This is a genomic window from Neisseria sp. P0019.S002 (assembly GCF_051957155.1).
Taxonomy (GTDB): Bacteria; Pseudomonadota; Gammaproteobacteria; order Burkholderiales; family Neisseriaceae; genus Neisseria; species Neisseria perflava.
This window is the reverse complement of record NZ_JBQCWS010000007.1, coordinates 84,744-95,965: the sequence shown is the minus strand read 5'-3', so window position 1 is coordinate 95,965 and position 11,222 is coordinate 84,744. Positions and strand designations below refer to the sequence as shown.

Sequence of the window (11,222 nt, the reverse complement as noted above, 5' to 3'; positions counted from 1 at the left end):
CATCCACGTTGGTGACGAGATCGAAATCGTAGGTCTGAAAGAAACTCAAAAAACCACTTGTACCGGTGTTGAAATGTTCCGCAAACTGCTGGACGAAGGTCAAGCTGGTGACAACGTAGGTGTATTGTTGCGTGGTACTAAACGTGAAGACGTAGAGCGTGGTCAAGTATTGGCTAAACCAGGTACTATCACTCCTCACACCAAATTCAAAGCAGAAGTATACGTACTGAGCAAAGAAGAGGGTGGTCGTCACACTCCATTCTTCGCTAACTACCGTCCACAATTCTACTTCCGTACTACTGACGTAACTGGTGCAGTTACCTTGGAGGAAGGCGTAGAAATGGTAATGCCAGGTGAGAACGTAACCATTACTGTAGAACTGATTGCGCCTATCGCTATGGAAGAAGGTCTGCGCTTTGCGATTCGCGAAGGTGGTCGTACCGTAGGTGCGGGTGTGGTTTCTTCTGTAATCGCTTAATTGAGGGATATTGATAAATGGCAAACCAAAAAATCCGTATCCGCCTGAAAGCTTATGATTACAGTCTGATTGACCGTTCTGCGCAAGAAATCGTTGAAACTGCCAAACGTACTGGCGCTGTTGTTAAAGGTCCGATTCCTTTGCCAACTAAAATCGAACGTTTCAACATCTTGCGTTCTCCTCACGTGAACAAAACTTCTCGTGAACAATTGGAAATCCGTACCCACTTGCGTCTGATGGACATCGTGGACTGGACTGACAAAACTACTGATGCACTGATGAAACTGGATCTTCCAGCGGGTGTAGATGTAGAAATTAAAGTTCAATAAGAACTGAAAAACCGAACAGCTTGGCTGTTCGGTTTTTTATAGAATTCTTAGGCCGTCTGAAAATTTTCAGATATTTGGTAACACTTCATCCGAAAAAAATGACGGTTTTAAGAAGTTAAATTGAAATTTTTGTTGATATTTCTTTGATTTGTCAATTATAATGGCGGACTTGGTACATCCGTATCAAGTTTAACTTTGTCTGAAAGGCAGGCCAATCGTAGCCCGCCCCTTTACTTAAAAGGAAAATAATCATGACTTTAGGTCTGGTTGGACGCAAAGTTGGTATGACTCGCGTGTTCGACGAACAGGGTGTTTCTGTTCCGGTAACTGTTTTGGATATGTCTGCCAACCGCGTTACACAAGTGAAATCCAAAGATACTGACGGCTACACTGCTGTACAAGTTACCTTTGGTCAGAAAAAAGCTAATCGTGTCAACAAAACTGAAGCCGGTCACTTTGCTAAAGCGGGTGTTGAAGCTGGTCGCGGTTTGGTTGAGTTTGCTTTGACTGAAGAAAAACTGGCTGAATTGAAAGCCGGTGATGAAATTACCGTTTCTATGTTTGAAGTTGGTCAATTGGTAGATGTAACCGGTACCTCTAAAGGTAAAGGTTTCTCTGGTACGATCAAACGTCATAACTTCGGTGCTCAACGTACTTCCCACGGTAACTCCCGTTCTCATCGTGTTCCTGGTTCTATCGGTATGGCACAAGACCCTGGTCGCGTGTTCCCTGGTAAACGTATGGCAGGTCAATACGGTAACACTAAAGCAACTGTTCAAAAATTGGAAGTTGTACGTGTTGATGCTGAACGCCAACTCTTGTTGGTTAAAGGTGCTGTTCCGGGTTCGGTTAACAGCGACGTCGTGGTTCGTCCTAGCGTGAAAGTAGGTGCGTAATGGAATTGAAAGTAATTGACGCTAAAGGACAAGTATCTGGCAGCTTGGCTGTTTCTGATGCTTTGTTTGCTCGCGAATACAATGAAGCTCTGGTTCACCAACTGGTTACTGCTTACTTGGCAAATGCCCGTTCTGGTAACCGTGCTCAAAAAACTCGTGCCGAAGTAAACCACTCTACTAAAAAACCATGGCGCCAAAAAGGTACCGGTCGTGCTCGTTCCGGTATGACTTCTTCTCCGCTGTGGCGTAAAGGTGGTCGTGCATTCCCAAACAAACCTGACGAAAACTTTACTCAAAAAGTGAACCGTAAAATGTACCGTGCCGGTATGGCGACTATTTTGTCCCAATTGGCTCGTGACGAACGTTTGTTTGCAATTGAAGCATTGACTGCTGAAACTCCTAAAACCAAAGTTTTTGCCGAACAAGTGAAAAACTTGGGTTTGGAGCAAGTTCTGTTTGTAACTAAACAGCTCGACGAGAATGTTTACTTGGCTTCACGCAACTTGCCTAACGTATTGGTTTTGGAAGCTCAACAAGTTGATCCTTACAGCTTGCTGCGTTACAAAAAAGTCGTTATCACTAAAGATGCAGTTGCACAATTAGAGGAGCAATGGGTATGAATCAACAACGTTTGACTCAAGTAATCTTGGCACCTATCGTTTCTGAAAAAAGCAACGTATTGGCTGAAAAACGTAACCAAATGACGTTTAAAGTTTTGGCAAATGCAACAAAACCTGAAATTAAAGCGGCTGTTGAGCTGCTGTTCGGCGTTCAAGTTGCAGACGTCACTACTGTTACCATTAAAGGTAAAGTTAAACGTTTTGGTCGCACTTTAGGTCGTCGCAGCGATGTTAAAAAGGCTTATGTAAGCTTGGCTGCCGGTCAAGAGTTGGATTTGGAAGCCGCTGCTGCAGCTGCAGATAAGGAATAAACAAAATGGCAATCGTTAAAATGAAGCCGACCTCTGCAGGCCGTCGCGGCATGGTTCGCGTGGTAACAGAAGGTTTGCACAAAGGTGCACCTTATGCACCTCTGCTGGAAAAGAAAAATTCTACTGCCGGTCGTAACAACAATGGTCATATCACTACCCGTCATAAAGGTGGTGGCCATAAACATCATTACCGCGTAGTAGATTTTAAACGTAACAAAGACGGTATCCCTGCAAAAGTAGAGCGTATCGAATATGACCCTAACCGTACTGCATTTATCGCACTGTTGTGCTATGCAGATGGTGAGCGTCGCTACATCATTGCTCCTCGTGGCATTCAAGCCGGTGCAGTATTGGTTTCCGGTGCTGAAGCTGCTATCAAAGTAGGTAACACTCTGCCGATCCGCAATATTCCTGTTGGTACAACTATTCACTGTATCGAAATGAAACCTGGTAAAGGTGCGCAAATTGCACGTTCTGCTGGTGCTTCTGCGGTATTGCTTGCAAAAGAAGGTGCTTACGCACAAGTTCGTTTGCGTTCTGGTGAAGTGCGCAAAATTAGCGTAAATTGCCGTGCAACTATCGGTGAAGTTGGTAACGAAGAACAAAGCCTGAAAAAAATCGGTAAAGCAGGTGCTAACCGCTGGCGTGGTATTCGTCCGACCGTTCGTGGTGTTGTAATGAACCCTGTTGATCACCCACATGGTGGTGGTGAAGGCCGTACTGGTGAGGCTCGCGAACCGGTTAGTCCATGGGGTACTCCTGCTAAGGGCTACCGCACTCGTAATAACAAACGCACGGATAACATGATTGTTCGTCGTCGTTACTCAAATAAAGGTTAATTAGTATGGCTCGTTCATTAAAAAAAGGCCCATATGTAGACCTGCATTTGCTGAAAAAAGTAGATGCTGCTCGTGCAAGCAACGACAAACGCCCAATTAAAACTTGGTCACGTCGTTCTACCATTTTACCTGATTTCATCGGTCTGACTATCGCTGTTCACAACGGTCGCACTCACGTGCCAGTGTTCATCAGCGACAATATGGTTGGTCATAAATTAGGTGAGTTCTCATTGACCCGTACCTTTAAAGGCCACTTGGCTGATAAAAAGGCTAAAAAGAAATAAGGTGAATCATGAGAGTAAGTGCACAACATAAAAACGCCCGTATTTCAGCTCAAAAAGCTCGTTTGGTAGCTGATTTGATTCGTGGTAAAGACGTTGCCCAAGCTTTGAATATCTTGGCATTCAGCCCTAAAAAAGGTGCTGAGCTGATTAAAAAAGTATTGGAATCAGCAATCGCCAATGCCGAGCACAACAATGGTGCTGACATTGACGAACTGAAAGTGGTAACTATCTTTGTTGACAAAGGCCCAAGCTTGAAACGTTTCCAAGCTCGTGCCAAAGGTCGCGGTAACCGCATCGAGAAACAAACTTGTCATATTAATGTGACAGTGGGCAACTAAGGAAAAGCTATGGGACAAAAGATTAACCCTACAGGCTTTCGCCTGGCGGTAACGAAAGACTGGGCTTCAAAATGGTTTGCTAAAAGCACCGACTTTTCTACTGTTTTGAAACAAGATATTGATGTTCGTAATTACTTGCGTAAAAAACTGGCCAATGCTTCAGTTGGTCGCGTAGTGATCGAACGTCCTGCAAAATCTGCGCGTATTACCATTCACTCTGCTCGTCCAGGTGTGGTTATTGGTAAAAAAGGTGAGGATATCGAAATCTTGAAACGTGACTTGCAAGCTCTGATGGGTGTGCCTGTTCATGTAAATATTGAAGAGATTCGTCGTCCTGAATTGGATGCGCAAATCATTGCTGATGGTATTGCCCAGCAGCTTGAAAAACGTGTTCAATTCCGTCGCGCTATGAAACGTGCAATGCAAAATGCAATGCGTTCTGGTGCTAAAGGCATCAAGATCATGACTTCAGGCCGTCTGAATGGTGCTGATATCGCTCGTAGCGAATGGTACCGTGAAGGTCGTGTACCTTTGCATACTTTGCGTGCGAACGTAGATTATGCAACTAGCGAAGCACACACTACTTATGGTGTACTGGGTCTGAAAGTTTGGGTTTATACAGAAGGTAATATTAAATCTTCTAAACCTGAGCATGAGAAGAAACAAAGAAAGGCAGGTGGACGTAATGCTGCAGCCAACTAGACTGAAATATCGCAAGCAACAAAAAGGCCGTAACACCGGTATTGCTACTCGCGGTAACAAAGTAAGTTTCGGTGAGTTCGGTTTGAAAGCCGTAGGCCGTGGTCGTTTGACTGCCCGCCAAATCGAAGCTGCTCGTCGTACTATGACTCGTCATATTAAACGTGGCGGTCGTATTTGGATCCGTGTATTCCCTGATAAACCAATTACTGAGAAACCTATCCAAGTTCGTATGGGTGGCGGTAAAGGTAATGTGGAATATTACATTGCTGAAGTTAAACCAGGCAAAGTATTGTACGAAATGGACGGTGTTCCTGAGTCTTTGGCTCGTGAAGCATTTGAATTGGCCGCTGCCAAATTGCCTATTCCTACAACCTTTGTAGTAAGACAGGTGGGTCAATAATGAAAGCAAATGAATTGAAAGACAAATCTATTGAGCAATTAAACTCTGATTTGTTGGACTTGTTGAAAGCTCAGTTTGGCTTACGCATGCAAAATGCAACCGGTCAGTTGGGTAAATCTAGCGAGTTGAAACGTGTACGTCGCGATATTGCTCGTATTAAAACCATTTTAACTGAAAAAGGTGCTAAGTAATGAGCGAAGCTAAAAATGTTCGTACTTTGCAAGGCAAAGTGGTAAGCGACAAAATGGACAAAACTGTTACAGTATTGGTTGAACGTAAAGTTAAACACCCTTTGTACGGTAAAATTATTCGTTTATCAACTAAAATCCATGCTCATGATGAAAACAATCAATATGGTATTGGTGATGTAGTGGTAATCGAGGAATCTCGTCCTTTGTCAAAAACCAAGTCTTGGGTTGTAAAAGAATTGGTTGAGAAAGCACGTACTGTTTGATTTAAAACACAGTAATGTAGCTTAATAAGAAACGAAGTCTTGCAGCAAAGTTAATTTGCGTGTAAACTTCGTTTCTTATCTTCCAACTTCTTATGGAAGTTTCTCTCCCTTCGGGATCCAAGACTGGTTTACTAGAACCGTGATGGTTTCATTTAATAAGCAGCTTAAAGTAAGGTGCGAGTTATATGAAAGTGGTAAATTAAGTTGGTTAATTTAAAGGTACTAATATGATTCAAATGCAGACCATCTTAGATGTGGCTGATAACTCTGGTGCGCGTCGCGTAATGTGCATCAAAGTATTGGGCGGATCTAAGCGTCGCTACGCTTCTGTTGGCGACATTATTAAAGTTGCAGTTAAAGATGCAGCCCCACGTGGTCGTGTCAAAAAAGGTGATGTATACAATGCGGTAGTTGTTCGTACTGCTAAGGGTGTGCGTCGTCCTGATGGTGCGTTAATTAAATTCGATAACAATGCTGCTGTGTTGTTGAATAATAAACTTGAACCTCTGGGTACCCGTATTTTTGGTCCGGTAACCCGTGAATTGCGTACTGAGCGATTTATGAAAATCGTTTCATTGGCGCCTGAAGTATTATAAGGAATAGCGCGATGAATAAGATCATTAAAGGCGATCAGGTTGTAGTGATTACCGGTAAAGATAAAGGTAAGCAAGGTCAAGTAGTTCGAGTGTTGGGTGATAAAGTTGTTGTTGAGGGTGTTAATGTTGTGAAACGCCATCAAAAACCTAATCCAATGCGTGGTATTGAGGGTGGCATTATTACTAAAGAAATGCCTTTGGATATTTCTAATATTGCAATCCTGAATCCGGAAACTAATAAAGCAGACCGTGTTGGTATTAAGCTGATTGAAAATGAAGGCAAAGTTAAACGCGTTCGTTTCTTCAAATCAAATGGCTCTATCATTGGAGCATAAGGAGATAACATGGCTCGTTTGAGAGAGTTTTATAAAGATACAGTTGTTCCTGAATTGGTTAAACAATTTGGTTACAAATCAGTAATGGAAGTTCCACGTATTGAAAAAATCACCTTGAATATGGGTGTGGGTGAAGCTGTTGCTGATAAAAAAGTTATGGAACACGCTGTTTCTGATTTAGAGAAAATTGCTGGTCAAAAGCCAGTTGTTACTGTTGCTCGTAAATCTATCGCGGGTTTTAAAATCCGTGATAACTATCCAGTTGGTTGCAAAGTAACATTGCGTCGTGATCAAATGTTTGAATTCTTGGATCGTTTGATTACTATTGCGTTGCCTCGTGTACGTGACTTCCGTGGTGTAAGCGGTAAATCATTTGATGGTCGTGGCAATTACAATATGGGCGTTCGTGAGCAAATTATTTTCCCGGAAATTGAATACGATAAAATCGATGCTTTGCGTGGTTTGAATATTACTATTACAACTACTGCAAAAACTGATGAAGAAGCGAAAGCTTTGTTGTCACTGTTCAAGTTTCCGTTTAAAGGATAATCATGGCTAAGAAAGCACTTATTAATCGTGAGCTGAAACGTCAAGCATTGGCGAAAAAGTTTGCAGCTAAACGTGAGGCAATTTTCGCTGTTATTAATGATGCTAATGCGACTGAAGAAGAACGTTTTGAAGCACGTTTGAAATTTCAATCCATTCCTCGTAATGCAGCACCTGTACGTCAACGTCGTCGTTGTGCTTTAACAGGTCGTCCTCGTGGCACTTTCCGTAAATTTGGTCTGGGCCGTATTAAAATCCGTGAAATCGCTATGCGTGGCGAGATCCCTGGTGTTGTTAAAGCTAGCTGGTAATAGGAGTATAAATAATGAGTATGCATGATCCTATTTCCGATATGTTGACTCGTATTCGCAATGCGCAACGTGCTAATAAAGTAGCAGTTGCCATGCCTTCCTCTAAACTGAAATGTGCAATTGCAAAAGTTCTGAAAGAAGAAGGTTATATCGAGGATTTTGCGGTTTCTGCTGAGGCAAAACCGGTATTGGAAATTCAATTGAAATACTATGCAGGTCGTCCTGTGATTGAGCAAATTAAACGTGTTTCACGTCCAGGTTTGCGTATTTACAAAGCATCAAGTGAGATCCCTAGCGTAATGAATGGTCTGGGTGTCGCTATTGTTAGTACTTCTAAAGGTGTAATGACTGATCGCAAAGCCCGTTCTGAGGGTGTGGGTGGTGAGTTGTTGTGCATCGTAGCCTAGTGGAGAAAAGTAAATGTCACGCGTCGCAAAAAACCCAGTGACTGTTCCTGCTGGTGTAGAAGTAAAATTCGGAACAGATGCATTGGTTATCAAAGGTAAAAACGGTGAGTTGTCTTTTCCTTTGCATTCCGATGTTGCTATTGAATTGAACGATGGTAAATTGACTTTTGCTGCAAAAAATGACAGTAAACAGGCTAATGCTATGTCTGGTACTGCTCGTGCATTGGTTAATAACATGGTTAAGGGTGTTTCTGAAGGTTTTGAGAAAAAACTTCAATTGATTGGTGTGGGTTATCGTGCCCAAGCTCAAGGCAAAGTTTTGAACTTGTCTTTGGGTTTCTCTCATCCAATCGTGTACGAAATGCCTGAAGGTGTTTCTGTTCAAACCCCTAGCCAAACAGAAATCGTTTTGACTGGTGCAGATAAACAAGTGGTTGGCCAAGTCGCTGCTGAAATTCGTGCATTCCGTTCTCCTGAGCCTTATAAAGGTAAAGGTGTTCGTTATGTAGGTGAAGTAGTAGTGATGAAAGAAGCCAAGAAAAAATAATTGAGGTTCACTAATGGATAAACATACAACCCGACTCCGTCGTGCACGCAAAACCCGTGCGCGTATTGCGGACTTGAAAATGGTAAGATTATGTGTGTTCCGCAGCAATAATCATATTTATGCTCAAGTAATTAGTGCTGAAGGTGATAAAGTATTGGCCCAAGCCTCTACATTGGAAGCTGAAGTACGTAGTAGCCTGAAATCAGGTAGCAACGTTGAAGCAGCAGCTGTAGTTGGTAAGCGTATTGCTGAAAAAGCTAAAGCAGTGGGTGTTGAAAAAGTTGCTTTTGACCGTTCAGGTTTCCAATATCACGGTCGTGTGAAAGCTTTGGCTGAAGCTGCACGTGAAAATGGTTTAAGCTTCTAATATTTGGAGACTTTCAGATGGCAAAACATGAAATTGAAGAACGCGGTGACGGTCTGATTGAAAAGATGGTCGCAGTTAATCGCGTGACTAAAGTAGTTAAAGGTGGCCGTATCATGGCTTTCTCTGCACTGACTGTTGTTGGTGATGGTGATGGTCGCATCGGTATGGGCAAAGGTAAATCAAAAGAAGTACCAGTTGCTGTTCAAAAAGCAATGGATCAAGCTCGACGCTCTATGATTAAAGTACCTTTGAAAAACGGTACTATTCATCATGAAGTTATTGGTCGTCATGGTGCTACTAAGGTATTTATGCAACCTGCTAAAGAAGGTAGCGGTGTGAAAGCTGGTGGTCCAATGCGTTTAGTATTTGATGCTATGGGTATCCATAACATTTCAGCTAAAGTACATGGTTCTACTAATCCTTACAATATTGTACGCGCTACATTAGACGGCTTGTCTAAACTGTATACCCCTGCTGATATTGCTGCTAAACGTGGCTTGACAGTAGAAGATATTTTGGGAGCTAACCATGACTGAGCAAAAAAAGATTAAAGTTACATTGGTTAAGAGCCTGATCGGTACAATTGAATCTCATCGTGCATGTGCTCGCGGTTTAGGTTTGCGCCGTCGTGAACATACTGTAGAGGTTTTGGATACCCCTGAAAACCGTGGCATGATCAATAAAATCAGCTACTTGTTGAAAGTGGAGTCTTAATATGTTTTTGAATACTATTCAACCTGCTGAGGGTGCTACTCACGCTAGTCGTCGTGTAGGTCGTGGTATTGGTAGCGGCTTAGGTAAGACAGGTGGTCGTGGTCATAAAGGTCAAAAAAGCCGTTCTGGTGGCTTCCACAAGGTAGGTTTTGAAGGCGGTCAAATGCCTTTGCAACGTCGTCTGCCGAAACGTGGTTTCAAATCTTTAACTGCAGCCGCTAATGCTGAAGTTCGTTTGAGTGAATTGAATCTGATTGCTGTGAACGAGATTGATGTCTTGGTTCTTAAACAAGCTGGTCTGATTCCTGCAACTGCTTCTAATGTAAAAGTTATTGCTTCTGGTGAAATCTCAAAAGCAGTTACCTTGAAAGGTGTAAAAGCTACTAAAGGTGCTAAAGCTGCTATTGAAGCTGCCGGTGGTACAGTAGAAGAATAAGGCTTGCACTATAGTGGCTAATCAACAATCTTTATCAGGATTATCCAAATTTGGTGATCTGAAAAAGCGTCTAGTGTTCCTTTTAGGGGCTTTAGTCGTTTTCCGTATTGGTGCTCATATACCTGTACCGGGCGTAGATGCTGTTGCGTTAGCTAAATTATTCGAAGGCGCTCGTGACGGCATATTCGGAATGTTAAATATGTTCTCGGGTGGTTCGTTGGAGCGCTTTACTATATTTGCAATTGGCATTATGCCTTATATTTCGTCATCGATTATTGTGCAGCTTGCTTCGGAGATTATTCCTTCTTTAAAAGCTTTAAAGAAGGAAGGTGAGGCTGGTAGGAAAATAATTACGAAATATACTAGGTATGGAACGGTATTATTGGCTGTATTGCAAAGCTTTGCGGCTGCATCATTTGTTTATCAACAAGGTGTTGTTGTAACGACTGCGCTTGAGTTTTATATTTCTACAGTGGTCTGTTTAGTTACAGGTACTATGTTTCTGATGTGGTTAGGGGAGCAAATTACCGAGCGTGGTATTGGTAATGGTATTTCCTTAATTATTACAGCAGGTATTGTATCTGGTGTCCCATCAGGGATTACTAAATTATTAGATCAGAAATCGCATACTGCCGTATTAATAGCTTTAGGTACGTTGCTATTAATATATGTTGTAGTCTATTTTGAGAGTGCTCAGCGTAAAGTTCCTGTTCATTATGCGAAGAGACAGTTTGGCTCGGGAATGATGTCAGGACAAAGCATTCATATGCCATTTAAGCTAAATATGGCGGGTGTTATTCCTCCCATTTTTGCTTCCAGTATCATTTTGTTTCCATCTACACTTTTAGGTTGGTTTGGTTCCAATAATACAAATTCAGTTTTATATCAGATTGCTGCTCAACTACAGCATGGTAAAATTTTATTTATCGTATTATTTGCGTCAACAATCATTTTTTTCTGCTATTTCTATACTGCTTTAGTATTCAGTCCTAAAGAGATGGCAGAAAATTTGAAGAAGAGTGGTGCATTTGTGCCAGGTATACGACCAGGTGAGCAAACCTCTAGATATTTGGAAAAAGTGGTACTAAGGTTGACATTATTTGGTGCTTTGTACATTACTACAATCTGTCTGATACCTGAAATTTTAACAACTGCATGGAATGTTACTATCAATTTCGGTGGTACATCTTTGCTTATTTTGGTCGTTGTTACAATGGATTTTAGGACGCAAATTAATTCATACATAATGAGTAGTCAGTATGAAGACTTGATGAGTCGTCCAGATATGAAATCTTTGTCACGTAAGTAGGCT

The 11,222-nt window shown here is 42.0% G+C and carries 23 protein-coding genes; all 23 read left to right on the top strand.

Annotated elements, in window-relative coordinates:
• Positions 1-478 (top strand): EF-Tu/IF-2/RF-3 family GTPase (locus tag ACTHTY_RS10330; protein ID WP_033911585.1); only part of this gene is annotated, 478 nt, incomplete at its 5' end.
• A gap of 17 nt (positions 479-495) precedes the next feature.
• Positions 496-807: a 30S ribosomal protein S10 gene (rpsJ, locus tag ACTHTY_RS10325; protein WP_002642322.1), complete on the top strand. Its 312-nt coding sequence runs from the start codon at positions 496-498 to the stop codon at positions 805-807.
• A 251-nt stretch (positions 808-1,058) separates the two neighbouring features.
• On the top strand, positions 1,059-1,703 hold the full coding sequence (gene rplC, locus ACTHTY_RS10320) for a 50S ribosomal protein L3 (protein WP_004464584.1): 645 nt from the start codon (positions 1,059-1,061) through the stop codon (positions 1,701-1,703).
• On the top strand, positions 1,703-2,323 hold the full coding sequence (gene rplD, locus ACTHTY_RS10315; protein WP_003684798.1) for a 50S ribosomal protein L4: 621 nt from the start codon (positions 1,703-1,705) through the stop codon (positions 2,321-2,323). Before rplC ends, rplD begins: the two co-directional genes overlap by 1 nt.
• Positions 2,320-2,634: a 50S ribosomal protein L23 gene (gene rplW, locus ACTHTY_RS10310; protein WP_002243944.1), complete on the top strand. Its 315-nt coding sequence runs from the start codon at positions 2,320-2,322 to the stop codon at positions 2,632-2,634. Before rplD ends, rplW begins: the two co-directional genes overlap by 4 nt.
• Before the next feature lie 5 nt (positions 2,635-2,639).
• Positions 2,640-3,473, top strand: a complete 834-nt coding sequence (rplB, locus tag ACTHTY_RS10305; protein WP_003684813.1) for a 50S ribosomal protein L2 — start codon at positions 2,640-2,642, stop codon at positions 3,471-3,473.
• Positions 3,474-3,478: 5 nt separating this feature from the next.
• A complete protein-coding gene (rpsS, locus tag ACTHTY_RS10300; protein ID WP_002215422.1) occupies positions 3,479-3,757 on the top strand; it encodes a 30S ribosomal protein S19 in 279 nt (92 codons plus the stop codon).
• An 8-nt stretch (positions 3,758-3,765) separates the two neighbouring features.
• Positions 3,766-4,095 (top strand): 50S ribosomal protein L22, encoded by a 330-nt coding sequence (gene rplV / locus ACTHTY_RS10295; RefSeq protein ID WP_003749277.1) that lies wholly within the window; start codon positions 3,766-3,768, stop codon positions 4,093-4,095.
• 9 nt (positions 4,096-4,104) lie between these two features.
• Positions 4,105-4,797 carry a 30S ribosomal protein S3 gene (gene rpsC / locus ACTHTY_RS10290; protein ID WP_003684753.1) on the top strand — a complete coding sequence of 231 codons (693 nt, stop codon included), beginning with the start codon at positions 4,105-4,107 and terminating at the stop codon, positions 4,795-4,797.
• Complete coding sequence (gene rplP / locus ACTHTY_RS10285) at positions 4,781-5,197, top strand: 50S ribosomal protein L16 (protein ID WP_003684741.1); 417 nt, start codon at positions 4,781-4,783, stop codon at positions 5,195-5,197. The genes rpsC and rplP overlap by 17 nt, the downstream gene beginning before the upstream one ends.
• Positions 5,197-5,388: a 50S ribosomal protein L29 gene (rpmC, locus tag ACTHTY_RS10280; protein ID WP_003684705.1), complete on the top strand. Its 192-nt coding sequence runs from the start codon at positions 5,197-5,199 to the stop codon at positions 5,386-5,388. Before rplP ends, rpmC begins: the two co-directional genes overlap by 1 nt.
• Positions 5,388-5,651, top strand: a complete 264-nt coding sequence (rpsQ, locus tag ACTHTY_RS10275; RefSeq protein ID WP_003684766.1) for a 30S ribosomal protein S17 — start codon at positions 5,388-5,390, stop codon at positions 5,649-5,651. The genes rpmC and rpsQ overlap by 1 nt, the downstream gene beginning before the upstream one ends.
• Before the next feature lie 227 nt (positions 5,652-5,878).
• Positions 5,879-6,247, top strand: coding sequence for a 50S ribosomal protein L14 (gene rplN, locus ACTHTY_RS10270; RefSeq protein ID WP_002215434.1), 369 nt, complete (start codon positions 5,879-5,881; stop codon positions 6,245-6,247).
• 11 nt (positions 6,248-6,258) lie between these two features.
• The gene (gene rplX, locus ACTHTY_RS10265; RefSeq protein WP_003684754.1) at positions 6,259-6,582 is read left to right on the top strand and encodes a 50S ribosomal protein L24; all 324 of its coding nucleotides are present in this window, start codon (positions 6,259-6,261) and stop codon (positions 6,580-6,582) included.
• Between the two features lie 9 nt (positions 6,583-6,591).
• Positions 6,592-7,131 (top strand): 50S ribosomal protein L5, encoded by a 540-nt coding sequence (gene rplE / locus ACTHTY_RS10260; RefSeq protein ID WP_003684750.1) that lies wholly within the window; start codon positions 6,592-6,594, stop codon positions 7,129-7,131.
• A gap of 2 nt (positions 7,132-7,133) precedes the next feature.
• Positions 7,134-7,439 carry a 30S ribosomal protein S14 gene (rpsN, locus tag ACTHTY_RS10255; RefSeq protein ID WP_003684736.1) on the top strand — a complete coding sequence of 102 codons (306 nt, stop codon included), beginning with the start codon at positions 7,134-7,136 and terminating at the stop codon, positions 7,437-7,439.
• A gap of 14 nt (positions 7,440-7,453) precedes the next feature.
• Entirely contained in the window at positions 7,454-7,846 is a 393-nt protein-coding gene (rpsH, locus tag ACTHTY_RS10250) for a 30S ribosomal protein S8 (protein WP_314378550.1), read from the top strand.
• A 13-nt stretch (positions 7,847-7,859) separates the two neighbouring features.
• Positions 7,860-8,393 (top strand): 50S ribosomal protein L6, encoded by a 534-nt coding sequence (gene rplF, locus ACTHTY_RS10245; protein WP_004464590.1) that lies wholly within the window; start codon positions 7,860-7,862, stop codon positions 8,391-8,393.
• 13 nt (positions 8,394-8,406) lie between these two features.
• Positions 8,407-8,760: a 50S ribosomal protein L18 gene (gene rplR / locus ACTHTY_RS10240; RefSeq protein ID WP_003749287.1), complete on the top strand. Its 354-nt coding sequence runs from the start codon at positions 8,407-8,409 to the stop codon at positions 8,758-8,760.
• A gap of 17 nt (positions 8,761-8,777) precedes the next feature.
• Complete coding sequence (rpsE, locus tag ACTHTY_RS10235; protein WP_003684704.1) at positions 8,778-9,296, top strand: 30S ribosomal protein S5; 519 nt, start codon at positions 8,778-8,780, stop codon at positions 9,294-9,296.
• On the top strand, positions 9,289-9,474 hold the full coding sequence (gene rpmD / locus ACTHTY_RS10230) for a 50S ribosomal protein L30 (protein WP_003684808.1): 186 nt from the start codon (positions 9,289-9,291) through the stop codon (positions 9,472-9,474). The genes rpsE and rpmD overlap by 8 nt, the downstream gene beginning before the upstream one ends.
• A gap of 1 nt (position 9,475) precedes the next feature.
• Positions 9,476-9,910 carry a 50S ribosomal protein L15 gene (rplO, locus tag ACTHTY_RS10225; protein ID WP_440367514.1) on the top strand — a complete coding sequence of 145 codons (435 nt, stop codon included), beginning with the start codon at positions 9,476-9,478 and terminating at the stop codon, positions 9,908-9,910.
• A gap of 13 nt (positions 9,911-9,923) precedes the next feature.
• Entirely contained in the window at positions 9,924-11,219 is a 1,296-nt protein-coding gene (gene secY, locus ACTHTY_RS10220; protein WP_440367512.1) for a preprotein translocase subunit SecY, read from the top strand.
• The last annotated feature ends 3 nt before the right edge of the window (positions 11,220-11,222 follow it).